This is a genomic window from Sphingomonas sp. BK580, assembly GCF_014194975.1.
Taxonomy (GTDB): Bacteria; Pseudomonadota; Alphaproteobacteria; order Sphingomonadales; family Sphingomonadaceae; genus Sphingomonas.
In genome coordinates this window covers 127,275-151,325 of sequence record NZ_JACIAY010000012.1, presented here as the reverse complement: position 1 = coordinate 151,325, position 24,051 = coordinate 127,275, and the positions used below count along the sequence as shown (strand labels likewise).

General features: G+C 72.5%; 21 protein-coding genes. 8 read left to right on the top strand and 13 right to left on the bottom strand.

Features of this window, described 5'->3' with window-relative positions; genetic code table 11:
- Nucleotide 1 precedes the first annotated feature (1 nt).
- The gene (locus tag FHY05_RS18580; RefSeq protein WP_260181695.1) at nt 2-208 is read right to left on the bottom strand and encodes an aa3-type cytochrome c oxidase subunit IV; all 207 of its coding nucleotides are present in this window, start codon (nt 206-208) and stop codon (nt 2-4) included.
- Between the two features lie 71 nt (nt 209-279).
- On the opposite strand from FHY05_RS18580, the gene FHY05_RS18575 reads away from it, so the two are divergent.
- Nucleotides 280-1,695 (top strand): sigma-54 dependent transcriptional regulator, encoded by a 1,416-nt coding sequence (locus FHY05_RS18575; RefSeq protein ID WP_183945920.1) that lies wholly within the window; start codon nt 280-282, stop codon nt 1,693-1,695.
- 75 nt (nt 1,696-1,770) lie between these two features.
- Here FHY05_RS18575 and FHY05_RS18570 read toward each other — a convergent pair whose 3' ends face one another.
- Genes FHY05_RS18570 through FHY05_RS18560 form a run of 3 tightly spaced genes read right to left on the bottom strand, consistent with a single transcriptional unit; the run spans nt 1,771 to nt 3,385 of the window.
- On the bottom strand, nt 1,771-2,406 hold the full coding sequence (locus FHY05_RS18570; RefSeq protein ID WP_183945919.1) for a heme exporter protein CcmB: 636 nt from the start codon (nt 2,404-2,406) through the stop codon (nt 1,771-1,773).
- Nucleotides 2,403-2,978, bottom strand: coding sequence for a heme ABC exporter ATP-binding protein CcmA (gene ccmA / locus FHY05_RS18565; RefSeq protein ID WP_183945938.1), 576 nt, complete (start codon nt 2,976-2,978; stop codon nt 2,403-2,405). The genes FHY05_RS18570 and ccmA overlap by 4 nt, the downstream gene beginning before the upstream one ends.
- Nucleotides 2,975-3,385 (bottom strand): metallopeptidase family protein, encoded by a 411-nt coding sequence (locus FHY05_RS18560; protein WP_183945918.1) that lies wholly within the window; start codon nt 3,383-3,385, stop codon nt 2,975-2,977. Before FHY05_RS18560 ends, ccmA begins: the two co-directional genes overlap by 4 nt.
- 65 nt (nt 3,386-3,450) lie before the next feature.
- Here FHY05_RS18560 and FHY05_RS18555 point away from each other — a divergent pair, with 65 nt between their 5' ends.
- Nucleotides 3,451-3,750: a 4a-hydroxytetrahydrobiopterin dehydratase gene (locus FHY05_RS18555; RefSeq protein ID WP_183924206.1), complete on the top strand. Its 300-nt coding sequence runs from the start codon at nt 3,451-3,453 to the stop codon at nt 3,748-3,750.
- A 155-nt stretch (nt 3,751-3,905) separates the two neighbouring features.
- Here FHY05_RS18555 and FHY05_RS18550 read toward each other — a convergent pair whose 3' ends face one another.
- The gene (locus FHY05_RS18550; RefSeq protein ID WP_183945917.1) at nt 3,906-4,688 is read right to left on the bottom strand and encodes an SDR family oxidoreductase; all 783 of its coding nucleotides are present in this window, start codon (nt 4,686-4,688) and stop codon (nt 3,906-3,908) included.
- Nucleotides 4,689-4,748: 60 nt separating this feature from the next.
- Here FHY05_RS18550 and FHY05_RS18545 point away from each other — a divergent pair, with 60 nt between their 5' ends.
- Together FHY05_RS18545 and FHY05_RS18540 are read left to right on the top strand one after the other, a co-directional pair.
- Nucleotides 4,749-5,546, top strand: a complete 798-nt coding sequence (locus FHY05_RS18545) for an ATP-binding cassette domain-containing protein (protein ID WP_183945916.1) — start codon at nt 4,749-4,751, stop codon at nt 5,544-5,546.
- A complete protein-coding gene (locus FHY05_RS18540) occupies nt 5,543-7,078 on the top strand; it encodes an ABC transporter permease/substrate-binding protein (RefSeq protein WP_183945915.1) in 1,536 nt (511 codons plus the stop codon). The genes FHY05_RS18545 and FHY05_RS18540 overlap by 4 nt, the downstream gene beginning before the upstream one ends.
- 135 nt (nt 7,079-7,213) lie before the next feature.
- Here the strand turns inward: FHY05_RS18540 and hemW are convergent, their stop codons facing one another.
- The gene (gene hemW / locus FHY05_RS18535) at nt 7,214-8,350 is read right to left on the bottom strand and encodes a radical SAM family heme chaperone HemW (RefSeq protein WP_183945914.1); all 1,137 of its coding nucleotides are present in this window, start codon (nt 8,348-8,350) and stop codon (nt 7,214-7,216) included.
- Between the two features lie 60 nt (nt 8,351-8,410).
- Nucleotides 8,411-9,274, bottom strand: coding sequence for an oxidoreductase (locus FHY05_RS18530; protein ID WP_183945913.1), 864 nt, complete (start codon nt 9,272-9,274; stop codon nt 8,411-8,413).
- 94 nt (nt 9,275-9,368) lie between these two features.
- Between FHY05_RS18530 and FHY05_RS18525 the strand changes: the two genes are divergently transcribed.
- From FHY05_RS18525 to FHY05_RS18515, 3 genes are all read left to right on the top strand, one after another.
- Nucleotides 9,369-10,271 (top strand): LysR family transcriptional regulator, encoded by a 903-nt coding sequence (locus FHY05_RS18525; RefSeq protein WP_183945912.1) that lies wholly within the window; start codon nt 9,369-9,371, stop codon nt 10,269-10,271.
- 136 nt (nt 10,272-10,407) lie between these two features.
- Nucleotides 10,408-11,244, top strand: coding sequence for an alpha/beta fold hydrolase (locus FHY05_RS18520; RefSeq protein WP_183945911.1), 837 nt, complete (start codon nt 10,408-10,410; stop codon nt 11,242-11,244).
- A 179-nt stretch (nt 11,245-11,423) separates the two neighbouring features.
- Complete coding sequence (locus FHY05_RS18515; RefSeq protein ID WP_183945910.1) at nt 11,424-14,363, top strand: TonB-dependent receptor domain-containing protein; 2,940 nt, start codon at nt 11,424-11,426, stop codon at nt 14,361-14,363.
- 289 nt (nt 14,364-14,652) lie between these two features.
- On the opposite strand, the gene FHY05_RS18510 is transcribed toward FHY05_RS18515, so the two are convergent.
- The 3 genes from FHY05_RS18510 to fdhD all read right to left on the bottom strand — a co-directional run bounded on the left by FHY05_RS18510 (nt 14,653) and on the right by fdhD (nt 20,921).
- On the bottom strand, nt 14,653-17,544 hold the full coding sequence (locus FHY05_RS18510) for a TonB-dependent receptor (RefSeq protein ID WP_183945909.1): 2,892 nt from the start codon (nt 17,542-17,544) through the stop codon (nt 14,653-14,655).
- A 323-nt stretch (nt 17,545-17,867) separates the two neighbouring features.
- Nucleotides 17,868-20,132: an FdhF/YdeP family oxidoreductase gene (locus FHY05_RS18505; RefSeq protein ID WP_183945908.1), complete on the bottom strand. Its 2,265-nt coding sequence runs from the start codon at nt 20,130-20,132 to the stop codon at nt 17,868-17,870.
- 6 nt (nt 20,133-20,138) lie between these two features.
- Nucleotides 20,139-20,921, bottom strand: a complete 783-nt coding sequence (gene fdhD, locus FHY05_RS18500; protein WP_260181694.1) for a formate dehydrogenase accessory sulfurtransferase FdhD — start codon at nt 20,919-20,921, stop codon at nt 20,139-20,141.
- Between the two features lie 195 nt (nt 20,922-21,116).
- On the opposite strand from fdhD, the gene FHY05_RS18495 reads away from it, so the two are divergent.
- Nucleotides 21,117-21,296: a hypothetical protein gene (locus FHY05_RS18495; protein WP_183945907.1), complete on the top strand. Its 180-nt coding sequence runs from the start codon at nt 21,117-21,119 to the stop codon at nt 21,294-21,296.
- A gap of 133 nt (nt 21,297-21,429) precedes the next feature.
- Here FHY05_RS18495 and FHY05_RS18490 read toward each other — a convergent pair whose 3' ends face one another.
- The 3 genes from FHY05_RS18490 to FHY05_RS18480 form a co-directional block, all read right to left on the bottom strand.
- Nucleotides 21,430-22,017, bottom strand: coding sequence for a DUF1989 domain-containing protein (locus FHY05_RS18490; protein WP_183945906.1), 588 nt, complete (start codon nt 22,015-22,017; stop codon nt 21,430-21,432).
- On the bottom strand, nt 22,014-22,727 hold the full coding sequence (gene gntA, locus FHY05_RS18485; protein WP_183945905.1) for a guanitoxin biosynthesis heme-dependent pre-guanitoxin N-hydroxylase GntA: 714 nt from the start codon (nt 22,725-22,727) through the stop codon (nt 22,014-22,016). Before gntA ends, FHY05_RS18490 begins: the two co-directional genes overlap by 4 nt.
- A gap of 162 nt (nt 22,728-22,889) precedes the next feature.
- Nucleotides 22,890-23,945: a YdiY family protein gene (locus tag FHY05_RS18480; protein WP_260181693.1), complete on the bottom strand. Its 1,056-nt coding sequence runs from the start codon at nt 23,943-23,945 to the stop codon at nt 22,890-22,892.
- Between the last annotated feature and the right edge of the window lie 106 nt (nt 23,946-24,051).

Sequence of the window (24,051 nt, the reverse complement as noted above, 5' to 3'; positions counted from 1 at the left end):
GCTACGCGATCAGCCAGATGACGAAGAAGGCGAGGATGAAACAGGCCACCGCGCCGTACTTCAACAGGCCGATCATGCCGGAATAGGTCGCCTCGTGCGCCTTGATGTCGCCGCGCCCCGCGCCACTCTCCGCCATCTTTTCCTCATCGTTGTGACTGTCGTCGTTAACAGCGTAGAGGCGCGGCAGGGCGGAGGCAATATCACCCATCGCGGCTTAAGCCCGCCTTTACTCAGAACGGTTAGGCGATAGGCAGGGAGCCACGGGACGATAGGCCAGACATGACGCGTAACGGACAACGTCTGCTGATGCTGATCGACGAGGACGCGGCACAGCGTCGCGTGATCGCGACGCTCGCCGCCCGCGGCGGGTGGCGACTCGTGTTCGCGGACGATCCCGCCGCGGCGGTGGCGACGCTCGCCACGCCCGACGGCATGCAGCTCGACGCGATCCTGCTCGACCCGGGCAGCGCGGGCTGGGACCCGGCGGCGCTGATCGGCGAGCTGCGCGGCTATCGCGCGCAGCTGCCGATCCTGATGCTCACCGCCCAGGCCTCGGTGGCGCAGGCGGTCGATGCGATGCGCGCGGGTGCCACCGACTATCTCGCCAAGCCACTCGCGCCCGAGCGGCTGCTCCAGGCGCTCGACCGCGCCGTCGCCGCCAACGCCGCGGGCGAGCTGCGCCCCCTGACCGAGAAGATCCCGGCGATGCTGGGCTTCGACGAGATCATCGGCACCGCGCCCGAGTTCCGCGCCGCGCTCACCATCGCCGCGAAGGCGGCGCGCGCGCGCGTGCCCGTGCTGATCGAGGGCGAGAGCGGCGTCGGCAAGGAAGTGGTGGCCGAGGCGATCCACGCCGCCAGCCCGCGCGCGGAGGCACCGCGGGTGTCGCTCAACTGCGGCGCGGTGCCGGCCAATCAGATCGAGAGCGCGCTGTTCGGCCACGAGGAGGGCGCCTTCCCCGGAGCCTTCGAGCGCAAGATCGGCCGCATGGTCGAGGCCGACGGCGGGACGCTGTTCCTCGACGAGGTCGACCATCTGCCGCTCGACGCGCAGCGTCGGCTGCTCGCCGCGCTCCAGTCGGGCGAGGTGCTGCCGCTCGGCGGCCGCCACGCGCGCGCGGTCGACGTGCGCGTGATCGCCGCCACCAACAAGCGCCTGCTCGACGAGGTCGCGGCCGGACGCTTCCGCGAGGATCTCTACTATCGCCTCAACGCGGTCTCGGTGGTGATCCCGCCGCTGCGCGAGCGCGCCGGCGACATCCCCGCGCTGACCCGCCACCTGCTCGAGCGGATCGCGACCCAGCCGGGGCTGCGCCAGCTGTCGATCAGCGACGACGCGGTGATGCTGCTGATGACCTATGACTGGCCGCACAACGTGCGCCAGCTGCAGGACGCCCTATTCCGCGCCGCGGTGCAGTGCGACGGCGACACGCTGACCCGCGCCGACTTCCCGCAGATCGCGGCGCTGGGCCAGCGCGGGCCGCGCGCGGCGAGCCGCGGCACCGAGGCGGCGGGCGTGCCGTTGTTCCGCCCCGACGGCCACCTGCGCACAATCGAGGAGATCGAGGCCGACCTGATCCGGCTGGCGATCACGCACTATCGCGGCCGGATGACCGAGGTGGCGCGGCGGCTCGGCATCGGGCGCTCGACGCTCTACCGCAAGCTCGGCGAGCTCGGCATCGACAGCGCGGCATGAGTCGCGCGGCCCGGCCGCGGCGCGATCGGCGGGGCCGCGGCTGAACCGAGCCGCCGCGCCACGCCGCGGCTGTCCTCAGTCCAGCGCCGCGCGGATCGCCGCGCCGGCGGCGAGCGGCGCGCCGACGAGCAGCACCAGGCTGGTCGCGGCGAGCAGCTGGAGCGCGCCCCCCCCGCCGGTCAGCGCCCCCGCCCCGAAGATCAGCAGCGGCACCGCGAGCGGCAGCATCACCAGTCCCGCCACCGCGCCGGCGCCGCGCACCCCCGCGGTGAGCGCCGCGGTCGCCACCGCCAGCGCGGCCAGCCCGGGCGTCCCGAGCGCGAGACCGGCGAGCACCAGCAGCAGCTGCGCCGCCGAGAGATCGAGCAGCGCCGCCGCCACCAGCGTCGCCAGCAGCAGCGGCGGCGCGAACGCCAGCCAGTGCGCCGCCACCTTGGCGAGCGCGATCGTCACCGGCGTGCGCCCGCGCACCACCAGCTGGTCGATCACGCCGGCGTCGAGGTCGGGCGCGACCAGGCGCTCGACCGGCAGCAGCGCGGCGAGCAGCGCCGCCGCCCAGATCACCCCGCCGCCGACGCGCGCCAGCAAGGTCGCGTCGGGCCCGATCGCGAACGGGAACAAGGTCGCGACCAGCAGGAAGAAGGCGACGAGCAAGGTCGCGCCGCCGCTCGCGTAATGGCGGCGCACGTCGCGCCAGATCAGCGCGGTCACAGCGCCACCTCGATCGCGCCCGGCAGCGCGAGCGGCTGGTGCGTCGTCACCACCGCCGCGCCGCCGGCGCCGCGATGCCCCTCCAGCAGCAGCGCGAGCCGCGCGACCGCGGCGGCGTCGAGCCCGCTCGCGGGCTCGTCGAGCAGCCACAGCTCGGCACTCGTGGCGACCACGCGCGCCAGCGCGGCGCGACGGCGCTGACCCGTGGAGAGCAGCCGCACCGGCACGTCGGCGAGATCGTCGAGCGCGAGCGCCGACAGCGCCGCGGCGACGCGTGTCTCCGCCGCGGGCACGTCGTCCTGCGCCGCCCAGAAGCGCAGCGCCGCGGCGAGCGCGCGCTCGGGGTCGAGCGCGGCGGCCTCGCCCATCCACGCCACGCGCGCGCCGCGCGCCACCGTCCCCGCGGCGGGCGCGAGCAGGCCGGCGAACACGCGCAGCAGCGAGGACTTGCCCGCGCCGTTCGGACCGGTGACCAGCGCCGCCCCGCCGCGTTCCAGCGTCAGCTCGATGCGCTCGGCGAGCAGCCGCCCGCCGCGTGCCACCGCCAGGCCGCGCGCCGCCAGCAGCGTCAATCCGCGACCGCCTCTTCCAGCGCGTGCATGTCGTCGTCGCTCAGCCCGAAATGGTGGCCGATCTCGTGGATGGTGACGTGCGCGACGAGATCGTCGAGCCGCACACCGGTCTCGCACCATTCCGCCAGGATCGCTTGACGGTAGAGGTGGATGCGGTCGGGCAGCGCGGCCCCGTCGAAGGCGCTCTTCTCGCCGATCGGGCGGCCGTGGTAGACGCCGGTGAGGTCGAGCGGGTGGTCGATCTCCAGCGCGGCGAGCGTCTCGGCGTCGGCCTCCTCCTCGACCAGCAGCAGCACGTCGCCGAGGTGGCGTCGGAAGGCGTCGGGCAAACGCGCGATCACCGCGCGCGCGTGCGCCTCGATCGCGTCGGCGGAGGGCGCCGCGCCCATCGGCTCTTGCTCGTTCATTCCCCGCGCCATACCGCTCGCGCTCGGGCCGCGGCAAGCGGCGTGGGCGGCGAGAGGAGCGCGACATGGCGGCGATCGAACAACTCAGCGAGGCCGAGCGCGCCGACGCGCTCGATGGCCTGCCCGAGTGGGACTATGACGACGCGCGCGACGCGATCACGCGCACGATCGTCTTCACCGACTTCGCCGAGGCGTTCGGCTTCATGACCCAGGTGGCGCTGCTGGCGGAGCGCGCCGACCACCATCCCGAGTGGAGCAACGTGTGGAACCGGGTAGAGATACTGCTGACGACGCATGACGCCGGCGGCCTGTCCGAGCGCGACATCGAGCTGGCGACCGCGATCGACGCGATCCTCGGGGGGTGAGCCAAGATCCTCCCCGGCACTGGGGGGTGGCAGCGCGTCAGCGCTGACGGAGGGGGCTCTCCGCGGGCGAGCCGGTGCGTTCGGCGAGAGCCCCCTCCACCACCGCGCTGCGGGCGGCGGTCCCCCTCCCCGCGAGGGGGGAGGATGCGGAACCGTCACCGCATCACGCGCCGCCGCATCGATGCGCGCAGCCGCCCCGGCAGCCAGCGCGCCGCGAAGGCGAGCCGCCGCGCGGTCGGGCCGACCAGCGTGTGGAGCCGGTCCCCCTGCACCGCCGCCCAGGCCTGGTCCGCGACCACCTCGACCGGGGTGAACTCGAGCCCCGCCGCCGCCACCGCCTCGCGCGCGGTGCGGTTCGAACCCGCGACGGGCGCGGACAGCAGCGCGGTGTCGATGAAGCCCGGCATGAGCGAGCGCACGCGGATGCCCTCGCGCGCCCACTCGCCGTCGAGCGCCTCGGTGAGCCCGCGCACCGCGAACTTGGTCGCCGAGTAGGCGGCGAGCCCCGACGAGCCGTAGATCGCCGAGGCCGACGCGGTGTTGAGCAGGCACGACCCCGGCGTCGCGCGCAGGTACGGATAGGCCAGCCGCGCGCCGTAAGCGACGCCGCGGAAGTTGACGTCGATCACGCGGTCGAGCGCCTCGATCGCGATCTCCCCGAAGGCGCCGCCCGCCGCCACGCCGGCGTTGTTGAACAGCACGTCGAGGCGCCCGTCGCTGATCGCGGCGAAGTCGGCGAGCACATGCTCCCACTCGGCCGGGTCGCGCACGTCCATCTGGTGCGTGCTGGTGCGGTCGCGCGGCAGCAGCGCGGCGGTCTCGGCGAGCCCGCGCCGGTCGATGTCGGCGACGCCGACGCGCCAGCCCTCGGCGGCGAAGCGCTGCGCCACCGCGCGACCGATGCCCGAGCCGCCGCCGGTGACGAGTATCGCCTTCATCCTGCTCTCCCGCGTCTTGACGCTTGTTAGTCGCGCAGGCTTCCCGCATCGTCGCGCGCGATGCCAGCACAAAAGCTGCCCCTGCCGGTGAGTGGGCCCGCGATCGCGTTCGAGCGCGTCGCCAAAAACTATCCCGACGGCACCGCCGCCGTCGACGACATCTCGCTGACGCTCGCGCCGGGCAGCCTGGTGGCGCTGGTCGGCGCGTCCGGCTCGGGCAAGTCGACGCTGCTCAAGACGATCAACCGGCTGGTGGAGCCGAGCGCGGGCCGGGTCACGCTCGACGGCGTCGACGTGGCGGACGGGCCGCCGCACGCGCTGCGCCGCCGCATCGGCTATGTCTTCCAGGAGGTCGGACTCTTCCCGCACCTCAGCGTGGCGGAGAATGTCGCGCTGCCGCTGCGCGTCATCGGCCGGCGCGACGACGATCGCGTCGCGGCGATGCTCGACCTCGTCGACCTTCCCGCGGCGCTCGCGACTCGTTTGCCCGCCGAGCTCTCGGGCGGGCAGCGCCAGCGCGTCGGGGTCGCGCGCGCGCTCGTCACCGGGCCGCGGCTGCTGCTGATGGACGAGCCCTTCGGCGCGCTCGATCCGGTCACGCGCGAGGCGCTGATGGAGTCGGTCGCGCGGCTCCACCGCGCGCTCGCGCTGACCACGGTGATGGTGACCCACGACATGACCGAGGCGCTGCTCGCCGCCGACCGCGTGCTGGTGATGGAGCGCGGCCGCGTCGTCGCCGACGAGACCCCTACCGCGCTGCTCGCCGGCGCGGGCGGCGAGCGCGCCGCGGCGCTGGTCGCGGTGCCGCGCGCGCAGGCCGAACGGCTCGCGACCCTCGCGCGGAGAGGCGGGGCATGAGCGAGGCGCTCGCGCGCGTCCCCGCGCTGGCGGCGCAGCACCTGCTGCTCGCGCTCGCCGCGCTGCTGCTCGCGCTCGCGCTGGCGCTGCCGCTCGGGCTGCTCGCGGCACGGCGGCAACACCTCGGCGCGGCGGTGCTGGGCTTCGCCAGCCTGGTGCAGACCATCCCCAGCCTCGCGCTGCTCGCGCTCTTCTATCCCGCGCTGCTGTGGCTCTCGGCGCTGGTCGGCGGCGGCATCCCGGCGCTGGGTTTCCTGCCCGCGCTGCTCGCGCTGACGCTCTACGCGCTGCTGCCGATCGTGCGGAACCTCGTCACCGGGCTCGCCGGGATCGGCCGCGCGCTGCTGATCGCCGCGGACGGCATCGGCATGACCGCGGCGCAGAAGCTGCGCTGGGTCGAGGCGCCGCTGGTACTTCCGGTCGCCATGGCGGGGGTGCGCACCGCCGCGGTGTGGACGATCGGCGCGGCGACGCTCTCCACCACGGTGGGCCAGCCGAGCCTGGGCGACCTCATCTTCGCCGGGCTGCAGACGCAGGCCTGGACGCTGGTGGTGGCGGGCTGCATCGGCGCGGCGGCGCTGGCGCTGGCGGTCGACGCGCTGCTGGGCTTCGCCGAGCGCGCCGCGGGGCGGCGGCAGTGGCGGCGCATGGCGGCGGCGCTGGCGCTGCTGGTCGCCGCCGGCGCGGCCGCGAGCGCGCCCCTGTGGCGCGGCGGCGGCGGCGAGCGCGCCGTGGTGGTCGGCGCCAAGAACTTCTCCGAGCAATATATCCTGGCACGGCTGATCGGCGCGCGGCTGGAGCGCGCGGGGTACAGCGTGACCTATCGCGACGGGCTCGGCTCGGCGGTGGCGTTCGGCGCGGTGGCGAGCGGGGCGGTCGACGTCTACGTCGACTATGCCGGCACCTTGTGGACCGGCGCGATGGCGCGGCGCGACACCCCGCCCCGCGCGCGGCTGGTGGCCGAGCTCGCACGCTGGACCGAGCGGTCGCGCGGCGTCACCCTGCTGGGGACGCTCGGCTTCGAGAACGCTTATGCCTTCGCGATGCGCGGCGCCGACGCGCGCGCGCGCGGCATCGCCTCGCTCGACGACCTGGCCGCCGCCGCGCCGGGGCTGCGGCTCGGGGCCGACCTCGAGTTCCTCGACCGGCCCGAGTGGGCCGCGATCCGCGCCGCCTACCCGCTGCGCTTCGCCGCGGCGACGCCGTACAGCCCGACCTTCATGTACCGCGCACTGGCGAGCGGGCGCGCCGACGTGATCAGCGCCTTCTCCTCGGACGGGCGGATCGCGGCGGAGCATCTCATCGTGCTGACCGATCCGCGCGGCGCGATCCCCACCTATGACGCGGTGCTGCTGCTGGCGCCCGCGCGACGCGGCGACGCGCGCTTCCGCGCCGCGCTGGCGCCGCTGGTCGGGCGCATCCCGGTCGCGGCGATGCGCTCGGCCAACTACCTGGTCGACCGCGACGCCGACAAGGAGTCGCCCGAAGAAGCGGCGGCGTGGCTGGCGACGAAAGTGGGGCTGACGAACTAGCGGATCCCCTCCCCCTCAGGCGAGGGTGTGGGGGTGGGGCCTTACCGCAGGCGCGGCGCTGGAGATCTTCATCGCGCTGGCCGCGGACGCGCCCCACCCCCGCCCTTCCCTGAAGGGGAGGGGGCGCGTTATGCCTCAGCGCACCACGCGCGGCAGGATCGAGTCGAGCAGCAGGATCCCCGCCTCGGTCACGCGCAGCCGCTCGCCGTCGCGCGCGATCAGTCCCGGGAGCGCGCCGATCGCGTCGGCGTCGACGATCGCCTCGATCGCCAGCCCCGTCACCCGCGCCACCCGCGCCAGGTCGACGCCCTCGGCGAGCCGCAGCCCCATCAGCAGCGCCTCGCGCGCGCGCGCCTCAGGGGCGAGCGGCTCCTCGGTGATGAGGCCGTGGCCGTTGCGCGCGACCGCGCCGAGCCAGTTCTCGGGCTTGCGATGGCGCTGCGTCGCGCTCGCCTGGCGCCGGCCGTGCGCGCCGGGGCCGACGCCGGCATAGTCGCGGTAGCGCCAGTAAGCGAGATTGTGGCGGCTCTCCGCGCCGAGCCGGGCGTGGTTCGACACCTCGTAGGCGGGCAGCCCGGCGGCGGCGGTGATCGCGCGCGTCGCCTCGAACAGGTCGGCGGCGGCGTCGCCGTCGGGGATGGTCAGCCGCCCCGCCGCCGCCTCGGTGTGGAAGCGCGTCCCCGGCTCGATCGTGAGCTGGTAGAGCGACAGGTGCTCGGTGCCGAAGCCCAGTGCCTGCCCGAGCTCGCGCTCCCAGGCGGCGAGCGACTGGTCGGGGCGCGCGTAGATCAGGTCGGTGCTCACCCGCGCGAAGTGGCGCTGCGCGACGTCGAGCGCGCCGAGCGCCTCGGCGACGTCGTGCGCGCGGCCGAGGAAGCGCAGCGCGGCGTCGTCGAGCGCCTGCAGCCCGAGCGAGACCCGGTTCACCCCCGCGGCGGCGAGGTCGGCGAAGCGCGCCGCCTCGACCGAGGAGGGGTTGGCCTCCAGCGTCACCTCGAGCTCGGGCAGCGGCGCCCAGGCCGCGGTGGCGGCGTCGATCACCGCGGCGACGGTGGCGGGCGGCATCAGCGAGGGCGTGCCGCCGCCGAAAAAGATGGAGCCGAGCCGTCGCCCCGGCAGCGCCGCCGCCTCATGGGCGAGGTCGGCCAGCAGCGCGTCGCGCCACGCCGCCTGGTCGACCGAGGCGCGGACGTGGCTGTTGAAGTCGCAATAGGGGCATTTCGAGACGCAGAACGGCCAGTGGACGTAGAGCGCCAGCGCGGAGTCGGTCATGGCGCCGCCGCTATGGCCTGCCGCGCCGCGCTTGGCCATGCCGCGCGGCGCGGCCGGCGCTCACCGCGCCGCGCCGATCGTGTCGAGCGCGTCCAGTGCCGCCGCGTCGAGTACGACCGCCGCCGCCGCCAGGTTCTCGCGCAGGTGCGTCACCGACGACGTGCCCGGGATCAGCAGGATGTTGGGCGAGCGGTGCAGCAGCCACGCGAGCGCCACCTGCATCGGCGTCGCGCTCAGCCGCGCCGCGACCGCGTCGAGCGCGCCCGACTGGAGCGGGCTGAAGCCGCCGAGCGGGAAGAAGGGGACATAGGCGATGCCGTCGGCGGCGAGCCGGTCGATCAGCGCGTCGTCCTCGCGGTGGGCGAGATTGTACATGTTCTGGACGCACACCGGCGGCGCGATGGCGCGCGCCTCGTCCACTTGCGCCGCGGTGGCGTTGCTGATCCCGAGGTGGCGGATCAGCCCCTCCTCGCGCATCGCCGCCAGCGCGCCATAGCCCTCGGCGATCGAGCCCTCGCTGCGGCCGTGGCTGCCGTCGTGGACGCGGAAGTTGACCACCGCGAGCTGCTCCAGCCCGAGGTTGCGCAGGTTGTCGTGGACCGCGGCGCGCAGCGCGGCGGGGGACTGCGCCGGGTCCCACGAGCCCTCCGCCCCGCGCACCGCGCCCACCTTGGTGACGATCGTGAGATCCTCGGGATAGGGCGACAGCGCCTCGCGGATCAGCTGGTTGGTGACGTGCGGCCCGTAGAAGTCGCTGGTGTCGACATGGTCGACCCCGGCCGCGACCGCCGCGCGCAGCACCGCCAGGGCGGCGTCGCGGTCGCGCGGCGGGCCGAACACGCCGGGGCCGGCGAGCTGCATCGCGCCGTAGCCGAGCCGGCGCACGTCGCGGTCGCCAAGCCTGTAGGTCATCGTCGAGTCCATGCTGCGTCTCCTCGTTCGTGGACCCGCAGATAGGCGCTTGCGATTGTGCCGATTAGCCGGAAAGATCGGGACGACCCGTACGGGAAGCCGAACGATGAACGCCGATCTCTCCGACCTCGAGGCCTTCGTCGCGGTGGCCCGCGCGCGCGGCTTCCGCGATGCGGCCCGCGTGACCGGGCGCAGCGCCTCGACGCTGAGCGAGGCGGTGCGCCGGCTGGAGGCGCGCGTCGGGCTGCGGCTGCTCCACCGCACCACGCGCAGCGTCGCGCCGACCGAGGCGGGCGCGCGCCTGCTCGAGCGGCTCGCGCCCGCGCTCGACTCGGTCGCGGCGGCGCTCGGCTCGGTCGACGAGCTGCGCGAGCGACCCACCGGGCTGCTGCGGCTCAACGTGCCGGTGAGCGCGGCCAAGCTCGTGCTGCCATCGATCCTTCCCGGCTTCCTCGCCGCCTTCCCCGACATCCGCGTCGAGATCGACGCCGAGGACTCGTTCGTCGACATCCTCGCCTCGGGCGCCGACGCCGGGATCCGCTACGACGAGCGGCTCGAGCAGGACATGATCGCGGTGCCGATCGGGCCGCGCGTGCAGCGCTTCGCCGCCGCGGCCGCGCCGGCCTATCTCGACCGTCGCGGCCGCCCCGCACACCCGCGCGCGCTGCTCGACCATGACGGTCTGGTCGGTCGCTTCTCCAGCGGCGCGCTGGCGAGCCCGTGGGAGTTCGAGCGCGACGGCGAGGCGGTGCGGATCGAACCGCGCGCGCGGCTGATCGCGCGGGTCGCGGGCGCCGCCGACCTGCTGGTCGACGCCGCGACGGGCGGCGGCGGCATCGTCTATCTCTTCGAGGAGTGGCTCACCCCCGCCCTCGCCGCCGGCTTGCTCGAGCCGGTGCTCGCCGAGTGGTGGCCCAGCTTCCCCGGCCCCTTCCTGTATTACTCCAGCCGCCGCCTCGTCCCGCCGCCGCTGCGCGCCTTCGTCGACCATGTCCGCGCGCTCGGCTGAGGCGATCGCGCCGCGCCTGTTCGATTTTCTCGAACGCAGCGCGCGATCTTATCGCGCTCCCCCGAATCGGTTCGCAGGCGTAACTCTCTGATCGCCGGACGCCTTCCGGCGGCAGTCACGAGACAGGGAGCGAGCCATGCCGACCATCACCACGCAGGACGGGACCGAGATCTTCTTCAAGGACTGGGGCGCGAGGGACGCGCAGCCGATCATGTTCCACCACGGCTGGCCGCTGTCGTCGGACGACTGGGACAATCAGATGCTGTTCTTCCTGGCGCAGGGCTATCGCGTGATCGCGCACGACCGTCGCGGCCACGGTCGCTCGGCGCAGGTCGATCACGGCCATGACATGGCCACCTATGCCGCCGACGCCGCCGCGGTCGCGGAGCACCTCGACCTGCGGGACGCGATCCACATCGGCCACTCGACCGGGGGCGGCGAGGTCGCCGCCTATGTCGCGCGTCACGGGTTGCCGCAGGGACGCGTCGCCAAGGCGGTACTGGTCAGCGCGGTGCCGCCGATCATGGTGAGGACCGAGCGTTATCCCGGCGGGCTTCCGATCGAGGTCTTCGACGGGTTGCGCGCCGCCCTCGCCGCCGACCGTGCCTCCTTCTACCGCGACCTGCCCGCCGGCCCCTTCTACGGCTTCAACCGCGACGGCGCGGAGGTGAAGCCGGCGGTGGTCGACAATTGGTGGCGCCAGGGCATGATGGGCAGCGCGCAGGCGCACTACGAGGGCATCAAGGCCTTCTCTGAGACCGATCAGACCGACGACCTGCGCGCGATCACGGTGCCCACATTGGTGCTGCACGGCGACGACGACCAGATCGTCCCTTACCGGAACGCCGGCGTGCTCTCGGCCGAGCTGCTGCCCGACGCGACGCTCAAGATCTATCCCGGCTACTCGCACGGCATGCTGACCGTGAACCACGAGGTGCTCAACGCCGACCTGCTCGCCTTCGTGCGGGGATGATCGCACCGACCGGCCCGAGTTCCTCGGTCGCGACCCGGGCCGGTCACCGACGCAACGACGATGCGCGAGCGACCGCGGCAGACGCCGTGCACGCCCTCACGCGACCGTGTTCGTATAATATATTTGCAAGGATGGATGGTATACGATAAGTTCAGCGCGGGAAAGAAAAGGGGGACCCGATGCTCGTACACCGTCTGCTGCGCTCCACCGCATCGGTCGCGCTCGCCCTCGCCGGCACCGCCTACGCCCAGCCACCGCAGGCGCAGCCCCCCGCGGGCGAGCCCTCGATCACCACCGCACCTGCCCCGGCCGACGCGGAGCCCGGCAGCGGAGAGGTCACCGTCACCGGCACGCGGCTGCGGCAGCCCGGCCTGCAGAGCAACAGCCCGATCACCGACGTCAGCGCCGCCGAGATCCGCCTCCAGGGCGCCACCAACATCGAGAACGTGATCAACCGCCTGCCCCAGGTCACCGCGGCGGCGAACGAGAATGTCTCCAATGGCTCGGACGGCACCGCGCGGATCAACCTGCGCAACCTCGGCGACAACCGGAACCTGATCCTGGTCAACGGCCAGCGGCTGCTGCCGGTGCAGGCCAACGACGTCAACTTCATCCCCGGCTTCATGGTGCAGCGGATCGACGTCGTCACGGGTGGCGCCTCGGCGGTGTACGGGTCGGACGCGATCTCCGGCGTGGTCAACTTCATCCTGCGCGACGACCTCGACGGCGTCCGCGGCGACGTCCAGTACGGCTTCGCCGCACACCACAACGACAACGGCGGGCTGCGCGACCTCGTCCGCCGCAACGGCTATGCCACCGCGCTCAACTCGCCGGTGGACGGACAGCGGCTCGACGCTAATCTCGCGGTCGGCAAGAAGCTCGGCGACCGCGGCAACATCACCGCCTATTTCGGCTATCGCGACGTCAAGCCGATCATACAGGCCAACCGCGACGTCTCCGCCTGCGCGCTCGATCCGACCGACAACAACAGCGCCTTCACCTGCGGAGGGTCGAGCAACAACATGTACGGCCTGTTCCAGCCGCTCACCGGCCCAAATGCCGGCACCGCCTACAACAACACCCGCGACGGGCAGAAGACCTGGGTGCCGTACGATTCCAGCTACCGCTACAATACCGCGCCGCTCAACTACTTCCAGCGCTCGGACGTGCGCTACACCGCGGGCGGCTTCGCCAAATATGAGTTCGACCCCGCCGCCGAGCTGTACGGCAGCGTCATGTTCATGGACGACCACACCTTCTCGCAGGTCGCGCCGTCGGCGCTGTTCCAGGGCACGACCTACACGATCAACTGCGACAACCCGCTGCTCGGCCAGCAGCAGGGGCAGCTCTTGTGCGGCAGCGCCTATGGCAGCGGCGCGACGCAGGACCTGTTCATCGGCTATCGCCCGGTGGCGGGCAACGCGCGGCCGCGCCGGGACGACCTGCGCCGCATCGACTATCGCGCGACCGCGGGGCTGCGCGGCGAGATCGCGCGCGGCATCGGCTACGACGTCAGCGGGCTCTACTCGCGCGCGCTGTTCCGCGAGACCTACATGAACGACATCGACTCGGCGCGCGCCAATCGCGGGCTCCAGGTCGTGTCGGTCAACGGCACGCCGACCTGCACCGCGGTGGTGAACGGCAGCGACCCGGACTGCGTGCCGCTCGACGTGTTCCGCTACAACGGCATCGCCGACTCCGCCTTCGGCTACATCTACCAGCCCTCGTCGACGCGCGGGCTCGACGAGGAGCAGGTGTACAGCGGCTCGATCAACGCCGATCTCACCAGCTACGGCGTCAAGCTGCCCTGGGCCGATCAGGGGCTGGGCGTGGTGCTCGGGGTCGAGCATCGCCGCGAGAAACTGCGCTTCACCGCCGACGCTTTGTCGCAGCAGAAGGGCACCACCGAGTCGTTCGGGCAATTCCACGTGACCGAGTTCTTCTCCGAGGTGCGGCTGCCGATCGCGGAGAACCGCCCTTTCGCCGAGGAACTGTCGATCACCGGCGGCTATCGCTACTCCGACTACAGCAACCTGTCGAAGGGCGTGTCGACCTACAAGGGCGAGGTCTCCTGGGCGCCGGTGCGCGCGCTGCGGCTGCGCGGCAGCTACAATCGTGCGATCCGCGCGCCCAACATCAGCGAGCTGTTCGCGGGCCAGCAGATCGGCAACGTCTCGGCGCAGGACCCGTGCTCGGGCGCGACCCCGCTCGCCAGCGCCGAGCGCTGCGCGCTCACCGGCGTCACCGCCGCGCAATATGGCCGCATCATCGCCTGCCCCACCGACGTCTGCTCGGCGCTGGGCGGCGGCAACCCAGCGCTGCGCCCCGAGGAAGCGGACACCTATACCGCGGGCGTCGTGCTCTCGCCCTCGTTCCTGCGCGGCGTGTCGCTGTCGGTCGACTATTTCCACATCAAGGTGCGCGATTACATCGCCTCGATCCCGACCTCGCTGACGATCAGCCAGTGCGTCGCCACCGGCGATCCGTTCTTCTGCTCGCTGTTCAAGCGCGACCCGCGCAACGGCGCGCTGTTCGGCGAGAACGGCTATGTCGTCTCCACCACGCAGAATACCGGCTCGCTCCAGACCTCGGGCATCGACCTGGGGCTCAACGCCGCCGTGCCGGTGGGCGGGCTGGGTCGCCTCGACCTGTCGCTCGTCGGCACCTGGCTCAACGAGCTGGTCACCGAGCCGCTGCCGGGCCTCGGCTCCTACGACTGCAAGGGGCTGTTCGGCCCGACGTGCGGCCAGCCCAGCCCCGAGTGGCGCCACCAGGCGCGGCTGACCTGGACCACCCCCGACGACAAGGGCGCGGTGTCCCTCAACTGGCGCTACATCGGCGCCACCCGGCTGAGCAGCAACACCGCCGACCCGTTCCTGGCGGGCGACGCCTACACGCTCAACTCGCGCATCGGCACGTACCACTACTTCGATCTCGCCTTCACCGCCAACGTGCGGCAGGGCGTGAGCTTGCGCCTGGGAGTGAACAACCTGCTCGACCGCGACCCGCCCGCGATCGTCCAGGGGCTGCTGTCGGCGTTCGGCAACGGCAACACCTATCCCGGCGTGTACGACGTCGCGGGACGAAGCTTCTTCGCGGGGCTGTCGGCGGAGTTCTGAAGCCGGGCGTCGACTACCCCGGTGCGGGACGTCCTCGCGGGACTCACCCTCGCGCTCCCGCGCACGCAGGCGCCGAGGGGTGCCGATCGTGGCCCGTCGTCGCTCTGCTCGGCCCTGAATGGCCGCCTCCGCGAAGAACGGCTCGGGGGCGGGCGGCCACGAACCCCTCGCGCGGCGGATGCGTTCGCTCCCGCCTCACACCGCGGTGCTCAGGCTCCCCACGCGAGCGGAGCGAGGGCGTCCCGGAAGCCAGCCTCGGAGAGTGACCGCCGCACGCGATCGCTCCGCCTCAGTAGAACAACTTTCGCAGCGACAGCCGCACGGTGCGCCCGATCGGATCGAGATAGCCCGGCTGGAAGCCGATCGGCACCTCGCCCGCCTGGTCGGTGACTCGCTGGCGCGTGTTGAAGAGGTTGTCGAGCTGCAGGCTCACGCGCGTGCCGCGCATCCACGGGTGCGCGCGGACCCAGTCGATTCGCCCGCCCAGGTCGGCGAAGAGACGCAGGTTGGCGGTGGCGAGGCTGCCGAAGTCGAGCGTCTCGGGGGCCGCCGCGGTGCCGCCGTTGACGCGGGTGGCGCTCTGGTAATTGACCGAGATCCGCGCGCCCAAGCCGTTGTTGGTGTAGCCGGCCTGCCCCTCGAGCTCGTGGCGTGGCTGGCCGCCCGCACTGCCGATCGCGTCGCCGTTGAGCAGGTCGAGCACCGGGCCGCTGTCCGCGACCTTGACGCGCTCGGTGAGATGCCAGGTGTGATAGAGCGCGAACTGGAGGCGACCGCCGGCCTGGGCCGCGCCACCGCGGCCGAACCGGCCGAAGCCGCCGCCACCGGGACCACCGCCGCCCGGGCCCCCGCCAGCCCCTGCTCCGCCCGGGGCCGCGCCGCTGCCGCCCAGGGGCGGCGCGCCGTCGCCGCCGCGTGCGGCGCTGCCGTCGGGCCGGGTACGGTCGCCCGCTCCCTCGCGGCCGCCGCCCTCGCCGCCGCGCCGCTCGCCGGGCGGGCGCATCCCCGCGAACGGGTTGGGGCCCGTGCCCGCGCGGAACGCCTCCAGCTCCTTCTGGATCTTCGACTTGAGCCGGAACGACAGGTTGACGCCGTAGCGCAGCTGCGACGTCTCGCGGCGGGCGAAGTTGATCGGGCGCGTGTCGATGCGCAGCAGGTTGCCCTCGGCGTCGCGCGTGTAGCGATCGGGGAAGGCGGCCTCGATCGCCGCGGTGGCGCTGGGGAAGCTGGCGATCGGGTCGTCCGTCGTCTGCCGCGTGTAATCGGCGCGGAAACGGATGTCGCGCGCGCTCCACGGCTTGACGTCGAGCCCGACCTTGAGCGCGTGGCGCTCGTCCTGCACCAGCAAAGGATTGCCGCCGGTCACCGTCGTCACCGTCGCGGTCGTGCCGCGGACATAGTCGAACACGCGCACGCCCGGCGTCGACACCACCGGGTTGCCCAGCTGCGCCGCGGTCGGCGCCTCAGCCTGGTCGGTCACCGAGGCGAGCAGCCGCACCGCCTCGATCGGGCGCCAGTTGGCGCCATAGCCATAGGTCCACAAGGTGCCGAAGTCGGAGACGCGGTCCGCCGCGACATTGCCGTTGAGCGAGAGGTTGCCGAGGAACGCCAGCACGCCCTCGGCGCGGCTGGCGATCGGCAGGTCGAGGTTGAGCTGGGTCGAGGCCAGGTCGCGCCCGATGTCGGCGGCGACCGGCGTGCCGAAGCGCACCGAGCGGCTCGAGAAGTCGCTGGTCGACGCACCGATGCGCAGGCTGGCGTTGGCGTCGCCCGCGGGCAGCGCGAACAGCGGGCCGCTCGCCAGCGCGTCGAGTCCCGCGGTCGTCGTCGTCGAGCGCGCGCTGTTGTCGGCCGAGCGGCCGAGCGTGAGCGGCGCATAGGGGTTGGCGAGCGGGTCGAGCGCGTCGAGCCGCGCCTGAAAGGCGGTGGTGTCGAGCCCGGTCTGGGTGACGGTGTCGCTGGTGTCGCGGTCGACGTTGCCGGTCAGCGACCAGCGCCACCGTCCCTTGTCGCCGTTGAGCGTGCCGCCGAGGTGGAGCTGCGTCGTCTCGACCTGCTGCGTCAGCGGCGCGATCGCGTCGGAGGCGCGGGTCAGCGTCACGGGCACCGCGAAGGGCGAGAAGGGGCTGCCCACCGGCAGCGCGAGGTCGAGCTCGGCGAGGCCGCGCAGCGAGTCGGTGCGGCTGTGGTCGACCGTGGCGTTGAGCGTGGCGGCGACGTTGCCGAAGATCGTCGTCGCGTAGGTGCCGTTGGCGGAGAAGGTGCGCTCGCGCGGCAGCAGCGTGCGATAGGCCGACTGGTCGGTGGCGTTGCGAGTCGCGCTGAACTCGCCGGGCAGCGGCGCGCGCGTCGCGGCGATCGCGGGGACGCCGAGCGACGTGGCGTCGCCGAACAACGGGTCGATCGCGACTCGCCCGCGCGTGGCGACATTGCCCCCGATCGCGGCGGTGTTGGGAGAGGGCAGGATGTCGCGCTCGGCCTCGGTGAGCGAGTCGGCGCGATTGTACTGGACGTGGAGGTTGACCCGGCCCTGCTCGCGGATGCGCAGCAGGTCGAGCTCGCCGCCCGGCGCGTTGCGCCCGCCCTCGGCGGCGAGCCGGTCCTCGATCTCGGCGGTGACCGCGCGGAAGCGGCGGCGCAGCACGAAGTTCACCACACGCTGGTCGGCGCGATAGCCGTATTTGAGCGCGACCTCCTCGGGGAGGATGTCGACGCGCGCGATCGCCTCGGTCGGCAGGTCGCGGATCTCCTGGAAGCCCGAGATCCGCCGGCCGTTGAGCAGCACCACCGGCGCGCCGCCGGCACCGCGGCCCGAGCGCGTCTGCGGGCTGAGCTCGTTGAGCAGCTCGGTAACCGAGCTGACGCCGTAGCTGCGGATGTCGGCGGGAGAGAGCTGTTCCTCGGGCGTGATGTCGCCCACCACCGCGCCGCGCTGGGTCCGCGCCCCGGTGACGACGATGTCGGCGGGCTCGTCCTCGCTCTCGGCGGGCGCCTCGGCCGGGGCGGTGGCGGGAGTGGCCTGGCTCGACTGGGCGGCGGTGGCGGCGCCGGGCGTTGGCGTGGCGGCGGCGCTGCCCGTGGGCGCGACCGTCCCGGGCAGGTCGCGCTGCGGCGGCTGCTGCGCGGCCGCGGGGGCAACGATCGGGGCGGCGGACGCCAGCAGAAGGTAGATCACGCGCATCACTCGCTCCCTGCCCGGCGATACCGGCCGGAGGAGCGCGCTACGGGGGGTTTGTCGCACAATTATGCCGGAGGCGATTGATGTGGGTGGTGCGGGCCTGATCGGCCGTCCCGTGGTGGGGTGGCCGGGCTTTGGCTTGCCCCCGGTACGTCAAGATGCTGTCCGGTGACGCGATCTCGCCCGCGCTGGCGCGCCCCGCGCGGCAGGGTGTAGCCGCTGGTGGGTCCGCCGACCTTGGCCGTCGGCGCCACCCCTCCGTCAGGACGTCGGCCAGCCACCGCCCCGTTCAGACGCGGATCGCGTGAACGTCGGCGCGACCGAGGTTAAGCCACGATCCGCACCGGCACCGACTTGGCCGCGGGCACGTGGCTCTCCTCGGCGTGGTGCGCGAGCGCGATCAGCGGGTTGCACTCCGGGTAATAGGCGGCGATGCAGCCCGGCGGCACGTCATATTCCACCACGATCAGGTCGCCGACGCGGCGCTCGTGGTTGTCGCCCGCGTCGCTCGCCAGCGTCACCTTGGCGCCCGCGGTGAGCCCGGCGCGCGCGATGTCCTCGCGGTTCATCAGCACGACCTGGCGCGTGCCGTTGATGCCGCGGAAGCGGTCCGAATAGCCGTAGATCGTCGTGTTGAACTGGTCGTTCGAGCGCAACGTCAGCAGGCGGTAGCGCCCGTCGCTGTCGTCGAAGCCGGTGGCGTTGAGCACCTCGGGAACGAGGAACTCGGCCTTGCCACTCTTCGTCTCGAACACCCGCTCGGCGGCCTTGTTACCCTTCCAGAAGCCGCCCTTCTCCTCCCGCAGCCGCTCGTTGAACCGCGCGAAGAAGTGCGGGATCGCCTTGGCGATCTCGTCGCGCACCAGCGCATAGTCGCCGACCCAGGCGTCCCAGTCGATCGCGGGGTTGGGCGGGAGCAGCGCCTTGGCGATCCCCGCGACGATCGCCGGCTCGGACAACAGGTGCGGGCTGGCCGGCTCGACCTTGCCGAGCGACGGGTGGATGACGCTGGTCGAATCCTCCATCGTCACGCGCTGCGGGCCGGTCGCCTGCAGGTCGCGCTCGATGCGGCCGAGGCACGGCAGCAGCCAGGTCTCGCCCGCGGCGGGGATGAGGTGGCTGCGATTGAGCTTGGTGGCGATCTGCACCGACAGCTCCAGCCTCGCCCAGCCCTCCTCCAGCAGCTCGGTCTCGGGCGCGGCGCGGACGAAGTTGCCGCCGAGCGAGACGAATGCCTTCACCGTGCCGTCGATGACGCCGGCGCAGGCCTCGACGGTGTCGAGCCCCTTCTCGGTCGGCGGGTCGAAGCCATAGAGTTCCTTGAGCTTCTCGACCGGTGCCAGCTCGGTCTTCTCGGTGATGCCGACGGTGCGCTGACCCTGGACGTTGCTGTGCCCCCGCACCGGGCACAGACCGGCGCCGGGCTTGCCGATATTGCCGCGGAGCAGCAGCAGGTTGACCAGCATGCGGACGTTGTCGACGCCCTTGACGTGCTGGGTCAGCCCCATGCCGTAGATCGCCATCGTCGCCGTGGAGCGTGCATAGGCCTCGGCGGCCTGCTCTAGCGCGGCGCGCGTCAGCCCCGACTCGCGCTCGATCTCGTCCCAGCCGGTCGCCCGCGCGCGCGCCTCGAAGGCGGCATAGTCGTGCGTGTGCGCCGCCACGAAGTCGTGGTCGACGTGGCCGTTCTCGATCACCCATTTGGCGATGCCCATCATCGCGGCGAGGTCCCCGCCCGCCTTCACCTGATGATATTGCGTGGCGATCGGCGTCTCGCTGCGCGTCGCCATCTCGACCGGGTTCTGCGGGTCGGTGAAGCGCTCCAGCCCGCGCTCGCGCAGGGGATTGAACACGATGATCTGGGCACCGCGCTTGTGCACCGAGCGGAGCTGGTGGAGCATGCGCGGGCTGTTGGTGGCGACGTTCTGGCCGAAGTGCAGGATGCAGTCGGTGTGGTCGAAGTCCTCCAGCGTGGTGGTGCCGACCGGCACACCGATCGCCGCCTTGAGCCCGACCGAGGTCGACTCGTGGCACATGTTCGAGCTGTCGGGCAGGTTCTGGTTGCCGTACAGCCGCGCCATCAGCTGGTACATGTACGAGGTCTCGAGGCTGGCGCGGCCCGAGGCGTAGAACACCACCGAGCGCGGCGCGAGCGCCTTGAGTCGCGCCCCGATCGCGGCGAAAGCCTCCTCCCACGGCGCGACGACGTAGCGGTCGGTCGCGCGATCGTATCTCATCGGGTGCGTCAGCCGCCCCGCTTCCTCGAGCCGATAGTCGCTCCAGCCGCGCAGCTCGGTCAGCGCGTGCGCGCGGAAGAAATCGGGCGTGACTCGCTGGCTAGTGATCTCCCAGGCGGTCGCCTTGGCACCGTTCTCGCAGAACTCGGCGGGGTTGGGCGGGTACGGCTTGGACCAGGCGCAGCTGACGCACATGAAGCCACCCGGCTTGTTCTGCCGCACCAGCTCGGCGGTGGTGACCGCCACGTTCTTCTCGCGCGGGACGATGTCCGCCAGCGAGCGCATCGAGCCCCAGCCGCCCGCGGGGCCGTCATAGGGGGTGAAATCGGGGCGATCGTCGTGCTGCTTGGTCATTCTCCCTTAACGCGTGGGAGCGGAAAAGAGCACCGCGTCCGAGCGCGCCAGCGAGACGAGCGTCAACCCCGCCGCGGCGGCACGCTCGAGCGCCAGGCTGGTCGCCGCGGACACCGTCACCAGCGTGGCGCAGCCCGCGAGCGCGGCCTTCTCGACCAGCTCGTAGGAGCAGCGCGACGACAGCAGCGCGAAGCCGTCGTCCCACGCCATCCCGCCGCGCGCCATGGCGCCGATCAGCTTGTCGAAGGCGTTGTGGCGGCCGACGTCCTCGCGCGCGAGCCGGACCGCGCCGGCGCGGTCGCACAGCATCGCGGCGTGCGCGGCCCCGGTGGCGCGATTGAGCGGCTGGTGATCGCGCATCGCCGCCAGCGCGGCGAAGATCGCCGCGGGCGCGACCGGCGCGCCGGCGACGCGCGGCAGCGTGCGGTGGACCGAGTCGAGATTGTCCATCCCGCACAGTCCGCACGAGCTGTCGCTGGCGCGGCGGCGCACGCGGTCGGCCACCGCCGCGGCGCGCGCGGGCGGCACCGCCAGCCGCGCGATGACCCCCTGCGCGGTGTCGATCAGATCGAGCGCGGCGATCTCGCCGGCGTTCGCGACGATCCGCTCGGACAAGGCGAAGCCGGTGGCGAAGTCGCCAAGGTCGGCGGGAGTCGCCATCATCACCGCATAGCCCAAGCCGTTGACCTCGATCGCGACGGGATGCTCCGCGATCACCGCGCGGCGGTGCGGGGTGGCGGTGCCGTCGGCGGCGACGCGGCGAAAGTCACGGTCCATCGCCGCTGCCATGCCGCAGCCGTCGGCGCCGCGCCAGCGCGGGAGCAGCGGGCGACCGCCGCGGTGTTGACCTAAGTGGTGCTGATTCTTCCCGAGTCGCGCCGGGCGTGCTGACGAATGTTGGTGCGTCACGCGGAGATGAGCGCACAATGCCGGGCGAGTCGCAGCGTATCGTGAAACAATCCTCACCCCGGGAGGGATCACGCGATGACCACGATGGACGACCTTGATTACTACCGCCGCCGTGCCCAGCAGGAGAGCGAGGCCGCCCGCCACGCCCGCGACGCGCCGATGCGACGCCTCCACCTCGATCTCGCCTCGCGCTACGCCGAGCGGATCGCCGAGGCGGAGCTGCGCGCACGCGGACCGCGCGTTAGGGTGAACTGAGGAGCGCCCCTGATCTCTCTCCGCCGCGGCGGACGCCAAGGTCCAGGTGGGGGACGTCCACGGCGGCCGCCGGGGCCCTCTTCACCGGCCCTCGGCGTTCACCGGGGCGCTCGACCACGTGACGGTGCCCCCTTCACGCCACGCGATAGTGGATCGGCTTGAAGCTGCCGCCGTTCGACGCCGGCGCCGAGCAGGCGGTGAGCCCGACGATCAGGTCCATGCGCGCCTCCAGCGTGAGATGGTCGCCCGCGCGGCTGGTCGGCGGCAGCACTTCGAGCTTCCCCGTCGCGCCGTCCACTGGCACGTTCATGAAGCAGTTGAACGCCACCGGGATCATGTCCTCGGTCACGCCATACGGCGCGAGCGCCTCGGCGAGATTGCCGAAACAGCCGCGGTGCGGCGGCAGCTCGGGGTAGAAATGGTGGAAGGTGTCGTACGAGCACGGCGTCAGCAGGAAGTCGTGCCGGCCGACCGTGTCCTCGACGATCGACAGCATCGGGCGCGATCGGTTCGAGTAGAGCAGGTGCCCGACGGTGAGCCGGATGGTCTCGGCATAGTCGAAGGTGCGCCCCGAGGAGATCACCTCGCGCACGTCGTCGGCATTGTACGCCAGCAGGTCCGCGACCTGGACGCCGCGCGGATCGATCACCGTGAGCCGCTGCCCCGCCTGCAGGCGGAAGGCGGTGCCGCTGCGCGGCGCGATCTCGATCGTCTCACTCACGCCGGGTCACTCCCGCCGCCGTAATGAAACGGGCAGCGCCACGCCGAATCGACCATGCGGCCGCTGTACTGGCGCGCCTCGCTCAGCTCGCCGTGGCGCGCCAGCATCGGGTTGCGCGATCCCGCCACCTTCTCGTCGCGCACCATGATCGCCTCGCGCATCGTCTCGTAGCGGCCGTCTGCGCGGAGCTGCTCGAACTGGTCGTGCAGGTTGAACACCAGCGTAGGCCGCGCGAACCGGCGCGCCGGGCGCGAGGCGTTGGGGTGGAGGCCGACGACGAAGAAAGCCTCGCCCCCGAAGCTCAGCGAGAAATGCGGGCTGTCGGGATCGTGGCTGACGCGCTGGTCGTAGGACTGGCCGCGCCACACGTCCTTGTCCGAGAGCGACTGGATACGCTCCCACAATGCGGCCTCGAAGGCGGGCTCGTCGAGCTCCTCGGGGCCCTCGAACACCACCGCGAAGCTGCGGAACAGCGTCGGCTCGGCGCGATAGGCGGCGGCGAAGCGGACCAGCCCGTCGTGGATGCGCAGGTCATCCCAGGCGCTGTCGATGCGCGAGCAGGCCAGCACGTCGAGCGTCCCGCGCGCCAGCGCCGCCTTGGCGCCGACGCACGGGAAGGAACGTTCGGCGACGTGGCCGTGGAGCAGCGTCTCGAGCTCCTCCTGCGCCTGATGCGTCCAGCGGAACAACGGTGTCTCGGGGGCGGGCATAGGGCCGAGGATACGGGTGGCGCCGATGAATCGTTCCGTCCAATCAAACTGATACGGATCAATGGGGCAGGTTTGATGCGGGCGCGGGCGGCGCGAGCGGCGGCCATGCTCACGCCGAGGGTGATAAGGCTCGACCTCGGGCACGCCTCCGGACGAGCTTCCTCAGAAACTATACACCAGCGACAATCGGCTGAGCGTGTCGGTGCTGAGCCGGGCGTCGCGCGGCTCGCTCTCATACTGCACGGTGTAGGAGAATTTCGCTGACAGCGGGCCCAGCAGCTTCGCCTCCAGCGCGCTGACGCTGCGCACCGTGCTGTTGTACTGCTCGAGATAGGCCGAGGCCTCCTCGGTCAGCCGCAACCCGCCGATCAGCGCCCAGTTCAGGTTCATGCTGCCGCGCGCGGCGAGGCTGCTCTGCATGAAATCGTCGGTGAAGTCGGTCTGGCGGAAAGCGGGGCCGGCCTCGAGGTCGAGCGTCAGCCCCGAGCGGCGGAAAACGCCGTAACCCGCGCCGACCGAGACCGCGTAGCGGCTGGTATAGCCGAGGAAGCGGTCCGACTCGAACCCGAGATTGCCGTAGATATAGGCGCGGTCGCTGACCTTGTAGTTGGGCTGGTAGCCGAAGGTGTAGCGCTCGCGGCTGGTGACGCCGTCGGTGCGCTGGAAATCGGCCTGGCCGAGCAGCCGGTGGCGCCAGCGCAGCCCCTCGCGGGTGAGGTCGGCCGAGCCGGTCAGCCCGGTGATGTTCGAGTTGCCGGTGGAGATGAAGCCGCCCGCCTCGACCTTGCCGGTCCACAGCTCGAACGCGCTGGCCTGCTGGAGGCGCTCGTCGTGCGCGCGCGCCCGCGCCGCGCGCCAGTCGCTCGCCTGGCGCAGCACCAGGTCGGCCGAGCCGGGATCGCCCGCGCGCGCATATTTGACGATGGTGGCGACCCCCGCCTCGTCGTTGGCGGCGATCGCGGCGTCGAGCATGGCGCGGATCTCGGGCGGGATCGTCGGGCCGGGTATCTTGGCGAGGCTCACGCCGACGTCGCCGAGCGCCGGCGCCGGCACCTCGGGCTCGGGTGCCTCGACGACCACCGGGGGAAGTTCGAGCTCGGGCAGGCGCAGCGTGCCGCGCGCGCGGCGGGCCGCGCGGCGGCTCCTCGCCTGGGCGAGCGGCGCCGCCGCCGCGGCGGGGGCGGTGAGCGTGAGGGCGGAGAGCGTGAGCAGGATCATCGGTCGGTCGAGATCGGTGCGAGTGTCAGCCGCGCGCGATCACGCGCGCCGGGGCTGAGCTGACGATCCGACCGACATTCATCTCTCACACTCCCGAGGCCCGCGC